The organism is Williamsia sp. Y844 (genome assembly GCF_056786475.1).
On record NZ_JBXCJB010000003.1, the window covers coordinates 927200 to 943923 of the forward strand.

Genomic DNA, 16724 nt, shown 5'->3' on the forward strand with positions numbered 1-16724 from the left:
GTATTGGATCGGACCAGCCAGGGCGAACCCCTGCGGGTTCGGTGGAGGTCAGAGGTCAGTGGCGGCGATCATTCATTCCACACGCGCTGGACCCAGTCGGTGAGACGGTCCCACTGGTCGACGATCCAGTCGGTCACTTCCGAGCCATTGCTCGACATCATCACGGCAACGATCATGGCCACCAGTGCGGCCAGGATCAGCAGCGCGATGGCCGCGCCGGAAACCCGCGAACGGTACAGGGTGGCGACAGCTTTTGCGTCGACGAGTTTTGCGCCGACCTTGAGCCGCGTGAGGAAGGTCGATGGATTCGACTCCCGGAGGCTGCGGTCGAAGAACTCATCGATCGAGGCGGGGTGGCCGACGGTGACGATCAGCGCGGCTTCGTGATGGTTGACGAGCAGCAGCGCGAGGTCGGCTGCGGATCCGGCGGCCGGGAACGTCATCGCCCCGATTCCGAGGTCCTGGATGCGCTCGAGTCCCGGGGCATGGCCGTCCGGGTCGGCGGGCAGGACAACCTGGGCGCCGGACTTGAGTGTTGCCGCCCGCATCCCTTCGGGGTCGCCCACGATCAGGTCCGGGCGGTAGCCCATGTCCATGAGCGTGTCGGCGCCACCGTCAACACCGACCATGATCGGCTGGTACTCCTTGATGAACGGCTTGAGCCGCTTGAGGTCGGCCGCGTGATCGGGTCCGTCGGAGACGACCACGACGTGGCGGCCCTCGATGCGGATGTCGACATCGGGCACACCGACGCCGTCGATCAGGAGTGGCGACTCGCTGCGGATGAACTCGATGGTGTTGCCGGAGAAGGCCTCGAGGTGATCGACCAGACCGGTCTTGGCGTCGATCATCAGGTCGGCGATCTCGCGTTCGCCGAGTTCGGTGCCCTTCGCGAGCCTGCGCTCGCCGGAGTACAGGCCACCTTCGTTGACGCGGATCTTGGCGCCGTCCTTGATGCGCTTGAAGACCTCGACGCCGACATCGTCGATCAGGGTGATGCCCGAAGCTGCCAGCAGCTCGGGTCCGAGGTTGGGGAAACGACCGGAGATGGACGTCGAAGCGTTCACGACGGCCAGCACATCAGCGGCGACGAGTGCGTCGGCGGTGATGCGGTCCAGGTCGACCTCGTCGAGGATCACGATGTCCCCGGGGCCGACTCTGGACAGCAGTCGTTTGGTGTTCTTGTCGATCCTGGCGATACCGCTGATCCCAGGCAGAGTTTCGGTTGTGCGTGACAGCAGGGCAGGCATCCTCATGCGGGAAACACTGAACCACTACTCGACACTTTTGTTGGAGGCGCGCCGTAACACACGCCACTTTTGTCACACGAGCAACACGTGTATCGCGTTCAGAACGCCGCTTTCTCCTGCTCCGCGGTACCGAGAAGTTCCTCGGCGTGGGCCCGCCCCGTATCCGAATCACCCAGTCCGGCAAGCATTCTGGCCAACTCGGCTACCCGCTCGTCGCGGTCCAGGACAGCCACCGAACTCGTCACAGATGAAGCCTTGACCGATTTTGACCCCGACGAGGTCTGTTTTCCGATCAACAGGTGATTGTCGGCAAATGCGGCCACCTGCGGCAGGTGGGTGACCACAATGACCTGGTGTGCCTGTGCCAGGCGGGCGAGTCTGCGCCCGATCTCGACGGCCGCGCGGCCACCGACACCGGCGTCGACCTCGTCGAACACCATCGTGGAGCCGCCGCCCGGGCCGGCGAGGACCACTTCCAACGCCAGCATCACGCGGGAGAGCTCACCACCGGATGCCGATTTCGCGATCGGTCGTACCGGCGCCCCGGCATGTGCGGTGAGGCCGAACTCCACCTTGTCCGTGCCGTCCGGTCCGGCATGGACCTGACGTCCGTCGATCTCGAGGGACCGGCGATCGTTGCCGGTCGCATCGTCGGGCGACACACTGACCTCGAGTTGAGCGTCGCCCATGGCCAGGCCGGTCAGTTCGGAACTGACCTTCGTGGCCAATGACTTCGCGGCCTTCACGCGCACCTTGGTGAGTTTGCCTGCCGCCACACCGACGTCGTCGCGGGCTGCGGTCACCCGCGCCGCGAGGTCTTCCAGGGATTCGGAGGAGTCACCGATCTCGGTCAATCGCGACCGGGCGGCATCGGCCCAGGCGATCACACCGTCGATGTCCGGGGCGTATTTGCGGACCAGCGACTTCAGTTCGGCCTGACGCTGCAACAGCTGCTCCAGCTCTGCCGCATCGGTGGGTAGGCCGGACAGGAACCCGCTGAGTTCTTCGCCGATGTCCCCGACGACGCTGAGGGCTTCTTCGATCCGCGGCAGCAGACCACGCAGGGTGTCGTCGTTGGTCGTGCTGACGTTGGCTCGGGCCACACCCAGTCCGTCGAGCACCGAACCACCGAGTTGTCCGTCGGCGTCCGGGTCTGTGCCCGTGATGGCCACGAGCGCTGCGGCGGCCGCGGCACGCACGGTCTCCAGATCGCCGAGTCGGCGGACGGTTGCGGCGAGCTCCGCGTCTTCCCGGGGCTGCGGCGCCACCTTGTCGATCTCGTCCACGCCGAACCGGAGTCGGTCGGCTTCCTGTGCGATCTCCCGCGAATTGGCCTGTCGCTCACGGAGCTGATCGGCGAGCGTCACCCACCGCTCGCGCGCCTCGCGATACGCCTTGAGTGGTTTGGTCACCGCGCCGGCGGCAAAACGGTCGAGCGCATCGCGCTGATGTTCTGCGCGCAGCAACCGGAGCTGGTCATTCTGGCCGTGGATCGCCAACTGGCCGCTGGTGAATTGACCGAGCAGTCCGACCGGGACCGACCGGCCACCGAGATGAGCCCGGGACCGGCCATCGGCATTGACCGTGCGGACAGCGATCACCGTGCCGTCGTCGTCCAACTCGGCGCCGGATGAATCAAGGACCTCTGCGGCATCGGTCCCCGTTGTTCGGAAACGGCCTTCCACCACAGCCCGGCTCTGGCCGGTGCGGACGCGGCCTGGATCAGCCCGCGCACCGGACAACAGATGCAGGCTGGTGACCACCATGGTCTTGCCTGCACCGGTCTCGCCGGTCAGCACTGTCAGGCCTTCATGAAACTCGGCGCTGGCCTTGTCGATGACTCCCAGACCGCTGATCGAGATTTCTTCGAGCACTAGATTTGCCTTCCCCTCCACCCGGTGACCGGCAGTTCGAACTTACGCACCAACCGGTCGGCGAATGGATCGGAATCGATACGGATCCAGCGCACCGGCTTACGACCACGGACGACCTCGATCCGGCCACCGGCGGGTACTTCGATGTTGCGGCGACCATCGCAGGCGACAAGTGCGTCTTGCCCACGTGCCATCACCTCGACCGCGACGAGCGAGCGCGGGCTGGTCACCATCGGCCGCGCGAACAGAGCATGGGCGTTCGACGGCACCAGCAGGATGGCCTCGAGATCAGGCCACATCACCGGACCGCCCGCGGAGAACGCGTAAGCCGTGGACCCTGTCGGCGTCGACACCAGGATGCCGTCGGCACCGAATGCGGAGACCGGACGTCCGTCGACCTCGGTGATCAGTTCCAGAACGCCCTGCCGTGACTGGTTCTGGATGCTGACCTCGTTGAGAGCCCAGGTCTGGGCGATCACCCGCCCCTCGACCCGGATGCTGATGTCGAGCGTCATGCGATCTTCGATCGAATAATCGCGGTCGACGAGTTTGGTCATCACCTCATCAACCCGATTCGCCTCGGCCTCGGCGAGAAAACCGATGTGCCCCAAGTTGATTCCGAGCACCGGCACGGACAGTGGATGCGCGAGTTCGGCGGCCCGCAGGAATGTGCCGTCACCGCCGAGCACGATCACGACCTCGCAGCCTGCCGCCGACTGTTCACCGGCCGGAGTCACGGCGACATCGGCACCGATATCGCGCAGTTCTTCGAGGTCGAGTGGGTAGACGGTGCCCAGATAGGGCGGCCCCGGAGGTGCGGGCAGGATGTCGTGATCGATGACACGCAAGCCGATACCGGCGTCCGCGCACCGTTTGGCGATGACCGCCATGGTCTCGCGCACGATGTCGCGGCCGGTGTGGGCGACAACCAGGAACTCGCGTTCCGGCGTCTCCACCTCTACAACCGACACCTCTGCAACAGGGTCACCCGCCAGATCACTCACTGGGGCCCTTTCTCGATCGCCTCGGCAATTGCCATGCGCACATTGTCATCTACGACAGCGGGTTCGGTCTGCTTACGCAGCCAGAGGAAGTATTCAACATTGCCAGACGGGCCCGGCAACGGGCTGGCCACAACACCGAGCGTCTGCAGGCCGTGGCCCGCGGCGGTCTCCGCGACGGCAGTGACCGCTTCGGCACGAAGTTCGGCACTGCGGACCACTCCCCCGGATCCCACCCGGTCTTTGCCCACCTCGAACTGCGGCTTGACCATGGGCAGTAGATCGGCCCCGACGTTGGCGCAATCGGCAAACGCCGCCAGCACGAGGTTGAGCGAGATGAACGACAAGTCGGCCACCACCAGATCCACCGGACCGCCGATCTGCTCGGCGGTCAGGTTCCGGACATTGGTGCGATCGTGCACATGCACGCGCTCGTCGTTCTGGATGCGCCAGATGAGCTGGCCGTAACCGACATCGACCGCGACCACCTCGGCGGCACCGCGACGAAGCAGGACGTCGGTGAACCCGCCGGTCGAGGCACCCGCATCGAGGCATCGTTTGCCGGTCACGGAAACACCGAGCGGCTCGAAGGCCGCCAGCGCTCCGAGCAACTTGTGGGCACCACGCGAGGCCCAGCCCTCATCGTTGGTCTCTGCCACCACGATCGGTGCGCCGAGGTCCACATTGGTTGCCGGTTTGGAGGCCACCGTGCCGTTGACCTTGACCAGACCTGCCTCGATCAGGTCCCGTGCATGGTCCCGAGACCGGGCCTCACCCCGACGGACCAGTTCGGCATCGAGGCGTGCCCTACGCGCCATTGCGCACACGCTCAGACACGATCGACCTTCTCCAGCGCGTCGGTGATCACCGTATGTGCTTGTTCCAGCAGGTGAGCCTGCTTGGCCAGCTGAACCAGCGCTTCACCGCCGGTGCTCTCGTCTGCCGAAGCGGCCACGTCGTCGGCCTGCTCGAGCAACGCGGCAACATCGCGCCTGATCGTGTCCGGGTCGACGACAGCAGCGGGTGCGACCGGGGCCGGGATGGGGCCCGGGGTCGGTCGGGGTCCGGGAGTTGGTCCGGGAGTTGGTCTGGGTCCGGGCAGGGGTTGGTTCATCGCCTGCCAAGGTTAGTCGATCTCGGGCCAGTTGATTGTTAGCGTCCAGTGATGACCTCCAACACCGGAACGCCTCCGGATCCGACCGCACCCGACGCTCGAGTCCTGCGCCGCGATACCCGGCTGTGCATCTCGTTGTCGGGACGGCCGAGCAACATCGGCACCAAGTTCCACAACTACCTCTACAACGCACTCGATCTCGACTACGTCTACAAGGCATTTCGCACAACGGATCTACCGGCGGCGGTCGCGGGGATCCGGGGACTCGACATACGCGGCGCCGGGATCTCGATGCCGTTCAAGGAAGCGGTCATCGACCTCGTTGACGTGATGCATGATTCAGCGGCCGCGATCGATTCGGTGAACACCATCGTCAACGAGGACGGCACATTGCACGCCTACAACACCGACTATCAGGCCGCAGCAAATCTGTTGCGCAACAGCGGCATCCCCACCAGCAGTTCGGTTGCGATCGCGGGCAGCGGCGGGATGGCCAAGGCAGTGGTCGCCGCGTTGCGCGACGAAGGCTTCACGGACACCGTTGTGGTGGCGCGCAACGAGTCGACAGGGGCCGCACTGGCGGAGCGATACGGCTTCACCTGGAAACCCGATCTGGGTACGCATCACGCCGAGCTGCTGGTGAATACGACGCCGATCGGGATGGCCGCAGGCCCGGATGCCGAGGGGATGCCGTTCACCGCAGCCGCGGTCGAGGCGGCCCACGCGGTCTTCGACGTGGTCGCGATGCCCTCACAGACACCGTTCATCACCGCCGCCGGCGGGAAGACGGTCATCACCGGCGCGCAGGTGATCGCACTCCAGGCCGCAGAGCAGTTCGTGCTCTACACCGGAGTGCGACCCACCGACGCACAGATCACCGCCGCCTCGGAGTTCTCCAGAGGCTGAGCGCGATCAGTTCTGTTCAGGCCAGATCAGGTCAGGCGAGCAGGCCTGCGCCCTTCAGCGCATCCTGTGCCTTCTCTTCAGCGGCTTCGACCGTCCACGTTGCTGCGGTGAGCTCGTTCGACCAGGCGGCATGCAGGACCGCGTAGAGGACGCCTGCCGGATCGGCGTCGTCGTCGGTCGCGACCACGGTCAGCGTGCTGTCGAGTGCACTGACATGCCAGCCCGCGCGAGGTCCGACGATGACGTCGTCGGCAGCGGCGTTGAGTCCGCTCAGATCAGCAGAGACGAACGTCGGACGCTGCTCTTCGGGTGCGTTGAGCGCGTCGGCGGCGGTGCTGACACCGGTCAGCACCAACAGGCTGTCGGCATCGATCGCGTTGGCGCCTTCGATGTCGGTGTCCAGACGGTCCCCGACCACAAGCGGCGTCTTCGCTCCGCTGCGGTTCACGGCGTCGATCATCAACGGAGCGTTGGGTTTACCTGCGACCAGTGGCTGCAGGCCGGTGGCATGGGCCACCGCGGCGACCATCGATCCGTTGCCCACCTGGAGACCGCGTTCGGTCGGAACCGTCGCGTCGACGTTGCAGGCCACCCAGAGGGCGCCGGCGCGCAGTGCCAGAGCCGCCTCGGAGAGGATCTCCCACCCGGTCTGGGTCGAATGTCCTTGCACCACAGCGGCCGGACGATCGTCGGCGCTGCGCGTCACGCCGAGTCCGACCGAACGGATCTCGTGAACCAGCGCCTCGGTGCCGACGACCAGCACCCGAGAACCCATCGGCAGTCGCTCGGCCAGCAGCCGGGCAGCGGTTTGCGCGCTGGTGACGATCTCGTCAGGCTCCGCGGCAAAACCCAACTCGCGCAGGTGTTCTGCAACCGTTTCCGGCGACCGGCTGGCGTTGTTGGTGACGTAGTAGTTCTTCTGATCTCCGGCGTCCAGCGCCGTCTTGGCACCCGGGATCTCCAGCTTGCCTGCGTAGACCGTGCCGTCGAGATCGAGCAGCAGTGCGTCGTAGGCATCGCGCAACCGATCACCGGCTGCGGCGGGCACGGCCGGGACGAGCTTGGGCCGGACCGTCTCGACAGCAGTTGCCTGTTCGGTAACGGCTGCCGTGGCCTCGGAGCGAACCTGCGATGGCACCTGTGCGGACAGCCCCTCGTCCACCGACTCCGGCTCCGACTCGGGCTCGTGTTCGGGCTCGTGTTCGGGCTCGGACAGTTCCATCAGGCGCTCTTCGGCGTCTGTGATGTCGTCGTCGTCGGCCGAGGCAGCGTTCATGAACCAGGTGATCGCCTCTTCACGGCGGCCGCCTGCGAGCAGTGCCGCAGCGTAGGCATAGAAGTAGCGGGCAGCTTCGGTACCGACCCGCGACGGGTCCAGATCACTGGTCTGAAGTGTGACGATGGCCTTCTCGAAGTCACCGAGGTCCAACCGTGCACCGGACTCGACGATCCGCATCTCAGCAGCGACCTCACCGGTCAAGGTGCGGCCCTCGTCGCTGCGTGCCACATCGATCGCACGCTCGGGACGGCCCAGGCCGCGCTCGCAGTCCGCGATCATCGGCAGCAGTGCACTGCCTGACGACATCCGCTTGGCGGCGCGCAGTTCGGACAGTGCCTCGGCCCATTCCTGGGCGTTGTAGGCGGCGAGGCCGGCGGCTTCGCGCACCATGGCGATACGACCGGCACGGCGCCGGGCGGCACGGGCATGTTCCAGGGCCAGCGGCGGATCTTCGTCCAGCAGGCGGAACGTCATGATCAGGTGGCGTGAAACCGTGTCGGAGTTTGCTTTGTCGAGACTGAGCAGGTCGCGCCGTACCTCGGTGTCGAGGTCTTGCGGGCGAACATCTTCGGGAAGCGGGGGCTCCGGCGGGCGGTTGGCCGAGCCGGTGCCACGACGAGCGTTCGAATCGTTTCGGAAGTTGCGGTCGCCCCGGTCAGCACCACTGCGTACGAAGCCACCCCGGTCGGATCCACTGCGGTCGGATCCATCGCGGCGATCGGTGGGCCGACCGGTGTTGGAGTTGCCTCGACTGCTGCCGTTGCCGTTACGTCTGTCGTTCACGTCTGCCTTTTCGTCACGATCACACCACCTGCGGAGACCGCAGAATCGATGGATTCACGCTATGTAGTTCGGTTGGAATGGCCGAATGGCCGCTAGCCAGGATAGCCGCTTACTACGTCAAACAGTTAATTCGAGAAAAGCATTCCGTCACAACCGGCTCAGCACTTCACCGGCGGCGCGCTGGCCGGACCGAACGGCCCCATCCATGTATCCGGTCCAGTAATCGGCCGTCTCGGTGCCCGCCCAGTGGATCGGACCGACGGGCGCCCGTAGTGCCCGGCCGTACCGCGTGAGCGTGCCCGGACTGCTGACTGCCACCGGTCCCCCTTGTGACCAGGGCTCGAGGTCCCATTTGAAGATGCCGTGGTCGAGGTGATCGCGCGCTTCGGGCCCGAAGTAGTCGACAAGGTTCTCGGTGCATTCGGCGACGATCTGCTCCTCGGGCGCCTGGTCCAGCCGACGCATGGCATCACCCGAGATGAAGCCCATCAGGACGTGGTTGCCTTCGGCGTAGTTCTCGAAGCAGACGTCGATCGGTTCACCGTTTCCGATCACCTGTCCCGACAACCCCTTGGTCCGCCAGAACGGCTTGCTGTAGACGGCGGCGAACTTGCTCACCGCACCCATCCGGTAGCCGGCGTGCAATCCCGCACGCTGCGCCGTCAAGCCCTGTAGATAGTCGATCTGACCGCTGATCGCCGGCGACATGGCAACAATCACCTTGCGCGCCTTGATAATTCCAACATCAGTGGACAACGTGGCAACATCGTCGGCCCACCCGATCGAACGGACTGCCGCGTTGTAGACGATCCGCTCACCGAGTTCGGCAGCCATTCGAAGTGGTATCAGCGCCGCGCCGCCGACAAACAGTCGTTCCTGCGCGCCGCCTGCGGTGCTCAGCAGTCGGATGAGACTGCCCGGATTCGCTTCGTCGCCCGCAGCTGCCACGTAGTTGAAGAAGTAGAGCGCAGAGAACTCATCGGCTTCCGCCGACAGCGCAGCCGAACTGGCCAGACCCAGCAACATGCGTGCGGTCGGCGACATCGTCCGGCTTTCCAGCCACTGTTTCCACGTCACCGAGTCCAGATAACCGGCGTCGGGATGCTTCCACGGTTCGCCAACCGGAAAGTTGAGCAGTCCTTGTAGTTCAAGCTCCACCAAGGCCAGACCGGCCTCCGGGGTGGCCGGATCGATGGGGAGGCCAAGCGCACTGGGCATGGTCGACCGCTGTCCGCTGTTCCAGAAGACGCTGTCTCCCTCGTTGTACGTGGGCAACGTGGCGACACCGTATTCGCGGGCCAGCGCCGCGATATGCGTCTGCGTCGGTCCGATGAACTCCGCGCCGGCATCGAGGGTCACACCCAGCTTGGGTGTCGAGATGTTGTGCACCCGCCCACCTGCGCGTTCGCGCGCCTCGAGAACCAGCACCGACCGACCGGATGCAGCGACCGACTTGGCCGCAGCCAAGCCCGACAACCCGCCACCGACCACCACCACGTCATACGTCTGGGAGCCGGGACTGCCGCCCGGGCCGGCAGACGCCGCGCCTGCGCCGAGCAGGCTCGCACCGACCGAGAAGCCGACGGTTCCCAGAGCGGCAGCTCCGAGGAGCTGCCGCCTGGTCATCGAAGCCGCCGTGAGTGGTCGCTGACCTGCACTGTTCGCATCGTGGGTGAACATGGCCGGAATCGTAACCCGGCGAAGAGAAAAAAGTGGGTCAAGCGACCCAGTCTAGGCAGTGAAAAGTCCTCGGGGGTCCGTAGACCCCAGAGGACTTGGGCTCACCAGCTTCGAGACTCAGTAATAGTGAGCTCGACCTCCGACCTTGCGTCCGGTGGCACCGAGCACCCACAGAACCGCGCCGACAACAACCAAGATCAGTCCGATTGTCCAGAGAATCGGGACGCTGAATATGAAGCCGAGGATGAGAAGGATAGCTCCGATGGTGATCAAATGAACTCCAGACGTAGGTGCGGTGGGGGCGACAGGGCCCGGGGCCCTTACTCCCACTCGCTGGGGCTTTGACTGTTTCAGCACTTGTGTGCCGCAACCCGCTGTATCTGTTTACCCAGACATAACGGACTCAAACCCCCCCGTGCTGGGGCTCACATTTTCGGCACCAGACCGAAAAACCCAGTGCCAGTTGTTGTTTTGTCAGCGGCAAACTGGTATCAGCGAGGATTACGCGGGATTCAGCAGACCCATGACTGCAGCCGGTCACCGTCACCACGCAGATGAGGACACCGAACGTTTCCGCCTGCTCCGCCTGCCACGCAACCCTGCAGCCGACCCTCGCCCCAGCAGCTTCGGGTGGGGCGTCGGGTGGCGCGTGGGCCGGGTGGTGCGGTGGATACCGGCACCACCACAGTGTGGCAAAATGGGAAGGCCGGTCGAGACAGCAGCCGCGGAGTTTCGATCGCCAAAATTTGGTCATGATCGAGCTCTTTAGTGTTAGAGGTCGAAAGGACTGGCTGCCGTGCACCCCGAAAACCCGGAATTCGTTGATTCCGGCGCCACCAATTCTGGTAGTGCTGCCCTATCGGTAGTCGCCGCCCACCACGGTGAGCTGGCCGTACTGGCCGTGACCGGCAGCATGGACATCCTGACCGCACCCGAACTCGCAGAAGCGGTTGGCAAGATTTTGACCGGTCAGCCCAGCGGACTGATCATCGATCTGACCGCCGCAGAGTTCTTGTCGTCTGCAGGCATGTCCGTACTGGTCACCGCGCACGAAGCCATCGCACCTTTCGGCTCGTTCGGGGTTGTCGCGGACGGCCCGTCAACCGCCCGCCCACTGCGATTGGTCGGTCTCGACCAGACGTTGACCATCTACCCGACCATCGAAGCTGCCATCGCCGCGATGTCCGGGCCAATCAGCCCCTGATCTCCACGAAGTGAGACCAACGTGGAGGATGACGTATCTATAGTGTCGAAGGTCTGAAAAAAGGGGGCAGCGATGGATTGTTCACAGTTGGTATTGACGAATCGTATGGCTGAGGTGGCGCGAGAATTGCGCTCCGAAAGCAACGATATGGAGACCATTCTGCGTGCAATAACCAAGGCAGCGGTCGACACGATTCCCGGGACGGAATACGCAAGCGTCACGGTCGTATCCGCAAATACGCAGGTGGAGACACCGGTATTCATCGGCGACCTCGCGGGCCACTCTGATGCACTGCAACAACAGCTCGGCGAAGGCCCCTGCATCAGGTCGGCGGTCGGCGAAGAAACCGTGTGGATCGACGACATGTGTACCGAACGTCGGTGGCCGCGGTTCGCGACCGAAGCGGACAAACTCGGCATCGCTTCGATGGCATGTTTCTGTCTGTACGTCGACGGCGAGAACTTCGGCGCGCTGAATCTGCACAGTACGTCCGTCGCAACCTTCGACGAGGAAGCGCGCTCGATCGGGCAGCTCTTCGCTGCGCACGCGGCGATCGCCTTCTCGACCGTGCGCGAAAAGGAACAACTGCGCACTGCACTGAACAGCCGGGATCTGATCGGTCAGGCCAAGGGCATGATCATGGAACGGTATCGCCTCGATTCGACCGCGGCGTTCCGCCTGCTGGCGAAATTGTCACAGGATTCCAACGTCAAGCTCGTCGATGTGGCAAAGAGCGTGGTCGACGCGGGTCCCGAAAACCGCTGAACCCGGCTCAGACAAGCCCCTCGAGTTCGGCGACCGTCAGCCCCGGTGTCTTGCGATAGATGTCCAAACGAAAGTCGCGATCGCGGTAGCCCGCAACATGCGAGAGGTCGGTCTTAGCCAGCCGGTCGTGGACGACGTCTCCGCTTGACGGGTACTCCTCGACTTTCCGGCGCCAGTGCACGGCAACCAGGTCGCCGTCGTCGGTGAGGGCCTCCCGAGATTGCCGAACCACTGCCTCGAATTGCGTCGGCTCGAGGTAGTAGAGCACCTCGCTGAGGACGATCAGGTCAAATCTTCCGTTCGGCCAATCCTCGACGAAGTCCCGCGTCTGAACCTGCACCCGATCGGCAACCGGAGCCAGCCGATCTGTAGCGATCGCGGTGGCCCGTTCGCTGAGATCAACCGCCAACAACGTGTCGCACCGATCGGCAAGCAGTGCTGAGAACACGCCGATCGAGCAACCCGCTTCAAACGCATTCCGGTACCGCCGTTGTGGCAGCGCCGCCAGCGTCAGCTGGTACTTGCGTTCCTCATACCAGCGGGTGTTGAAACCCCAGGGGTCATCGCTGGCGCGATACATCGCGTGGAAATAACTCTTGTCCAACATGGCCCCTTCAGGCGAAAACGTACTCGTATGTGCGGGTCAATCGTTCGAGGATGTGTGGCAGGAGAACCGGTTGGTCGGCCGGGTCTGGCGACAGCGGGTTGATCTGGGTCTCGAAAGCCGCGATCGCGGCGCGCTTGGTGGCAAGTGCAGCCGCCGAAAGTCGATGGCGGCGGACGCGGTCCCACGGGACCTGCGGATCGCCAGGAGTTGCCCAGTGCCACATCCAAATCGGGTACTGCCACAGCTCGAGCCCACGACGAACGGCGACCTCTCGCGCACACCGTCCCACCGCCTGGTGGTCTGGATGACCGTCGTTCTCCCAGACCGTCAGCAAGCCCGTGGATGCGCCGGACGATTCATCACAGATGTCGTCGATGATCGCCGTCATTGCACTGTGCTCCCGGTCCAGTTCCCCATCTGCCAGACCCACCCAGCGAGATGTGCCGACTCCCAGAACCTTTGTCGCGACGTTGAGTTCCTCACGCCGACGGACGCCGAGCTCCTCCGGCGACAGGGTCGGCGATCCCGGATGGGAACCCGATCCGTCGGACAGGCAGACAGGCACCACCTCGATGCCGGCCGCGGCTGCGGCAATCATGATGCCGCCGGCACCCAGAATCTCGTCGTCGGGATGCGCGGCAAGCACTATCAGTCGATCGATGTGCTCTTCGAACGGCGGCCAATCACGTCCGGACAGCCAGCTCTGCCATTGGTCCTCGGTGGTCCCCTGCTCGTCGATGGGTACAGCGCCGAATCGCTCGGATGAGGTCATGGCGCCTGCACCGCGGCGAGCTTGCCGAGTTCCACCAGATCCCGGTCGGCGTGCGACTGCCGGATGTACACACTCAGATCAGCCACCGCCTGCGCATGCTCGGCATCTCCGACGAGCGGAACCGGGCCGAGTGCGCGAGCCACCCGGTCGAGGACACCGGTAGCGATCTGTTCGATCGACCACCGCACGCCGAAGGCGCGACGACGCGCGCCTGCCACATCGTCCGGGCTCTGATCGATGTCGAGCGCAGCCTGGCTCAGCTGTGCAGATCCGGCGGCCAGCAGCGCGTCGACCGCACCCAGATGCATCAGAGTGATGTCATCGCCTGCGGACTCCCCTCTGTCGTACAGAGGCTGCGCCACCTTCACCGCACCACCAAACCAGCAGGCCGCAACACCCACACCGCCGTGCCAGAATCCGGCCCTGTCCAGGTAGTCCCCGGGTTCACCTACAGGCCAAGCCGCAACATGGTCGAATTCGACCGCGGCCGTGTTGGTTTCGGCCATGCCGGGGTTGTGCCAGTCGCTCGCCACCGGACGCACGCCGCTCGTTCGAAGATCCACCGCAAACAACCGCCGACATCCATCGGCCCTGGCCGTCACCAGCGCGTGGGTGCAGCCCACAGCGCCCGAACACCAGACCTTGGTCCCGCAGAGCGTCCAGGTTCCCGATTCGAGCACCGCAGTCACCACCGGGGCCGGCGGTTCCGCGGCCCACACACCCCACAGTTCACCCGGCCCGACTCCCGGCTCACCGAGTTCGTGCAGGATTGCCACGGCATCGCAGTGCGCCTCGACCATGCGCCCCACAGCAATATTGCTGCGGGTCAGGAGCGTCAACTCGCGGAAGCGCCCGCCGGTGTCACCTTCACCCGGCAGCGGAAGGCTGAACCCGGAGTCCGAGACGATCTTGATTGCCCGTGCGATTGCTTCGGTGGTCACGACGCCTCTCCGGCTCTGTCGAGGTCCGCCAGATAGTCGGCAAAGCCGCCGGACGCTCGGCCGTCACGTCGCGTCGACGTCAGCACAGGAGCCCGGCCGCTCCAACAGATGGGCACCCTCGCGAGTCGCAGGCGGGCAATCAGATCGACGTCCTCGTCATGATCGACCAGCGCAAATCCCCCAACCTCGAAGTAGACCGACGCCCACATTCCCAAATTTGCTCCATGCACATGGCGATGCCCGTCCCTGGGTTGATATTCGGACAAGAACTTCTCGGCGACCTCCGGTGGCCACTCCGTCCAATCGCGGGCGGCGATGGTGCCGACGAAGGCTTCCCAGCCTTCGGTAGCCGCCACCACCTGCTCGGTCAGCCAGTTCGGAGGAACCACCGAATCAGCATCTGTGGTTGCGAACCACGTGTTGATGCCCCACGCACCGTGGTCGAACCCGGCCTTACGGGCCTGGCCAACGGAACGTCCCGTCACCTCGATCGCGGCAACACCGGACGGGATGCACCCCGCAGTTCCATCCGTACAGTCGTCGAGCACCACAACCACCCGAACCGGAACATCGACCTCTTCTCTGGCAATGTCGATCGAACTCAAGCACTCGGGCAGAACTGCCATCTCATTGTGCGCAGGAACAACGACCACAATCTCTTCCGGCCCACGTCTCGGACCTGGCACTCCCTACGCCTTCTGCTGTGCGCCGGCCCGTGCCGGATTGCCCTGCATTGCAGCCTTGGGGTCGAGTTCATTTGCCTTGGCACGAACGCCGGCTTCGACTGCGCTGCCCAGATCAGGATCGACATGCTTCCAGTAGTCGAAGGCCCGGGCCAGCACCGGCTCACTGACACCGTTCAGAAGGTGACCAACAATGTTGTCGGTCAACCGTTCTCGTGCAGCGTCGTCGAGAACCTCACGAACCATCGTCCCGGCCTGCCCGAAGTCGTCGTCTTCCGGATGGTCCACATAGGCCGACCGGACGATCTCACCGTTGGCCGCCCACCCCGGATCCACCTGGAAACCTGTGGTCGCGGCGGGACCACCCTTCGAGTTCGGCGCATATACCGGATCACTCACGTTCGTGACGCGCATGGCGCCATCTTTGGAGTACGAATGCACCGGGTACTTCGATGCGTTGACCGGTATCTGCTTGTAGTTGGCACCGATGCGGTACCGATGCGCGTCGGCATAGGAGAACCCACGGGCCAACAACATCCGATCCGGGCTCAGCCCGATACCGGGAACAAGATTGTTCGGTTCAAATGCCAGCTGCTCGATCTGTGTGTGGTGATCGACCGGATTCCGGTTCAACGTCATACGACCGACCTCGTGCAACGGATAGTCGCCGTGCGGCCAAACCTTCGTCACGTCAAAGGGATTGAAGCGATACGCCACCGCATCATCGAATGGCATCAACTGAACCTTCAGCGTCCACGATGGGAACTGACCATCATCGATGTGCTCGAACAGATCACGCGTGTGATAGTCCGTGTCGATGGAAGCCATCTGATCGGCCTCGTCCTGCGTGAAGAACTCGTGACCCTGATCGGTGATGAAGTGATACTGCACCCAGTGCTTCACACCTTCACTGTTGACCCAGAGGTACGCGTGGGAGCTGTAGCCATTCATATGGCGCCAGCTGCGCGGAATACCGCGATCACCCATCAACCACGTCACCTGGTGCGCCGATTCCGGGGAAAGGCTCCAGAAGTCCCACTGCATGTCGTGGTCACGGAGGTTGTTGTCGGCCCTACGCTTCTGAGAACGGATGAAGTGCTGGAACTTCATAGGGTCCTTCATGAAGAAGACCGGGGTGTTGTTTCCGACCATGTCGTAAACGCCCTCGGTCGTGTAGAACTTCAGTGCGAATCCACGAGGATCACGCCACGTGTCAGGGCTCCCACGCTCTCCCGCGACAGTGGAGAACCGTGCCGCCATCTCGGTGGCAACACCCGGCTGGAACACCGCGGCGCAGGTGTAGGCCGACATGTCCGCAGTGACCTCGAAGACGCCGAACGCGCCACTACCTTTGGCGTGTGGCTGCCGCTCCGGAATCCGTTCCCGGTTGAACTGGGCCATCTGCTCGATCAGATAGTGATCGTGCAGGACAATCGGACCGTCGGCACCAACGGTCAACGAATGTTCGTCACTCGCCACCGGGGCACCGGCGTCAGTTGTGGTAAAAATCTGCTCGTCGGACATGCGTACCTCCATGATCGGAAATAGTCCATGGGGAGGCAGGCGCAGGGCTGTGACCGCTCTCCCAGGTCTCAGATACCCCACAACGGCAGCTCCGAAACAGGTGTCCATCGACGGCGCACACAGGAGAAGGAGGCATGGAAAACCGACACGAAGCGAAAGCGTACGGATGAAACGGGTGGAACAGCAAAATACCCTGCATTCGGAACCAATAAAGGTCCCGAATACAGGGTATTCGCAAATTGTGTTCGGCGGTGTCCTACTCTCCCACACTTATTAAGGTGCAGTACCATCGGCGCTGGTAGGCTTAGCTTCCGGGTTCGGAATGGGACCGGGCGTTTCCC

At 64.0% G+C, this 16724-nt stretch carries 16 protein-coding genes and 1 rRNA gene; 3 read left to right on the forward strand and 14 right to left on the reverse strand.

Annotated features, from left to right (window positions below):
• Window positions 1-68: 68 nt before the first annotated feature.
• From steA to AC1TQG_RS21125, 5 genes are all read right to left on the reverse strand, one after another.
• The gene (steA, locus tag AC1TQG_RS21105) at window positions 69-1256 is read right to left on the reverse strand and encodes a putative cytokinetic ring protein SteA (protein WP_482139837.1); all 1188 of its coding nucleotides are present in this window, start codon (window positions 1254-1256) and stop codon (window positions 69-71) included.
• Window positions 1257-1348: 92 nt separating this feature from the next.
• On the reverse strand, window positions 1349-3124 hold the full coding sequence (gene recN / locus AC1TQG_RS21110) for a DNA repair protein RecN (RefSeq protein ID WP_482139838.1): 1776 nt from the start codon (window positions 3122-3124) through the stop codon (window positions 1349-1351).
• A complete protein-coding gene (locus AC1TQG_RS21115; protein ID WP_482139963.1) occupies window positions 3124-4119 on the reverse strand; it encodes an NAD kinase in 996 nt (331 codons plus the stop codon). The genes recN and AC1TQG_RS21115 overlap by 1 nt, the downstream gene beginning before the upstream one ends.
• Window positions 4120-4124: 5 nt before the next feature.
• Entirely contained in the window at window positions 4125-4943 is an 819-nt protein-coding gene (locus AC1TQG_RS21120) for a TlyA family RNA methyltransferase (RefSeq protein ID WP_482139840.1), read from the reverse strand.
• Between the two features lie 11 nt (window positions 4944-4954).
• Window positions 4955-5239: a hypothetical protein gene (locus tag AC1TQG_RS21125; protein ID WP_482139842.1), complete on the reverse strand. Its 285-nt coding sequence runs from the start codon at window positions 5237-5239 to the stop codon at window positions 4955-4957.
• 51 nt (window positions 5240-5290) lie between these two features.
• Between AC1TQG_RS21125 and AC1TQG_RS21130 the strand changes: the two genes are divergently transcribed.
• Window positions 5291-6145 carry a shikimate 5-dehydrogenase gene (locus AC1TQG_RS21130; protein ID WP_482139844.1) on the forward strand — a complete coding sequence of 285 codons (855 nt, stop codon included), beginning with the start codon at window positions 5291-5293 and terminating at the stop codon, window positions 6143-6145.
• A gap of 31 nt (window positions 6146-6176) precedes the next feature.
• Here the strand turns inward: AC1TQG_RS21130 and AC1TQG_RS21135 are convergent, their stop codons facing one another.
• The 3 genes from AC1TQG_RS21135 to AC1TQG_RS21145 all read right to left on the reverse strand — a co-directional run bounded on the left by AC1TQG_RS21135 (window position 6177) and on the right by AC1TQG_RS21145 (window position 10160).
• Entirely contained in the window at window positions 6177-8207 is a 2031-nt protein-coding gene (locus AC1TQG_RS21135; protein ID WP_482139846.1) for an HAD-IIA family hydrolase, read from the reverse strand.
• Between the two features lie 147 nt (window positions 8208-8354).
• Window positions 8355-9887 carry a flavin monoamine oxidase family protein gene (locus tag AC1TQG_RS21140; protein ID WP_482139848.1) on the reverse strand — a complete coding sequence of 511 codons (1533 nt, stop codon included), beginning with the start codon at window positions 9885-9887 and terminating at the stop codon, window positions 8355-8357.
• Window positions 9888-10004: 117 nt separating this feature from the next.
• Entirely contained in the window at window positions 10005-10160 is a 156-nt protein-coding gene (locus AC1TQG_RS21145) for a hypothetical protein (protein ID WP_482139850.1), read from the reverse strand.
• A 523-nt stretch (window positions 10161-10683) separates the two neighbouring features.
• On the opposite strand from AC1TQG_RS21145, the gene AC1TQG_RS21150 reads away from it, so the two are divergent.
• Both AC1TQG_RS21150 and AC1TQG_RS21155 read left to right on the forward strand, forming a co-directional pair.
• Window positions 10684-11091: an STAS domain-containing protein gene (locus AC1TQG_RS21150; RefSeq protein WP_482139852.1), complete on the forward strand. Its 408-nt coding sequence runs from the start codon at window positions 10684-10686 to the stop codon at window positions 11089-11091.
• A 105-nt stretch (window positions 11092-11196) separates the two neighbouring features.
• The gene (locus AC1TQG_RS21155) at window positions 11197-11856 is read left to right on the forward strand and encodes a GAF and ANTAR domain-containing protein (protein WP_482139854.1); all 660 of its coding nucleotides are present in this window, start codon (window positions 11197-11199) and stop codon (window positions 11854-11856) included.
• Window positions 11857-11863: 7 nt separating this feature from the next.
• Here the strand turns inward: AC1TQG_RS21155 and AC1TQG_RS21160 are convergent, their stop codons facing one another.
• From AC1TQG_RS21160 to rrf, 6 genes are all read right to left on the reverse strand, one after another.
• Complete coding sequence (locus tag AC1TQG_RS21160) at window positions 11864-12463, reverse strand: class I SAM-dependent DNA methyltransferase (protein WP_482139855.1); 600 nt, start codon at window positions 12461-12463, stop codon at window positions 11864-11866.
• Window positions 12464-12470: 7 nt separating this feature from the next.
• Window positions 12471-13235: a PIG-L deacetylase family protein gene (locus AC1TQG_RS21165; protein WP_482139857.1), complete on the reverse strand. Its 765-nt coding sequence runs from the start codon at window positions 13233-13235 to the stop codon at window positions 12471-12473.
• Window positions 13232-14176, reverse strand: coding sequence for an acyl-CoA dehydrogenase family protein (locus AC1TQG_RS21170; RefSeq protein ID WP_482139859.1), 945 nt, complete (start codon window positions 14174-14176; stop codon window positions 13232-13234). Before AC1TQG_RS21170 ends, AC1TQG_RS21165 begins: the two co-directional genes overlap by 4 nt.
• On the reverse strand, window positions 14173-14862 hold the full coding sequence (locus AC1TQG_RS21175; RefSeq protein ID WP_482139861.1) for a glycosyltransferase family 2 protein: 690 nt from the start codon (window positions 14860-14862) through the stop codon (window positions 14173-14175). Before AC1TQG_RS21175 ends, AC1TQG_RS21170 begins: the two co-directional genes overlap by 4 nt.
• Before the next feature lie 3 nt (window positions 14863-14865).
• Window positions 14866-16383, reverse strand: a complete 1518-nt coding sequence (locus AC1TQG_RS21180) for a catalase (protein WP_482139863.1) — start codon at window positions 16381-16383, stop codon at window positions 14866-14868.
• A 243-nt stretch (window positions 16384-16626) separates the two neighbouring features.
• Window positions 16627-16724 (reverse strand): 5S ribosomal RNA (gene rrf, locus AC1TQG_RS21185); the annotation flags it as partial.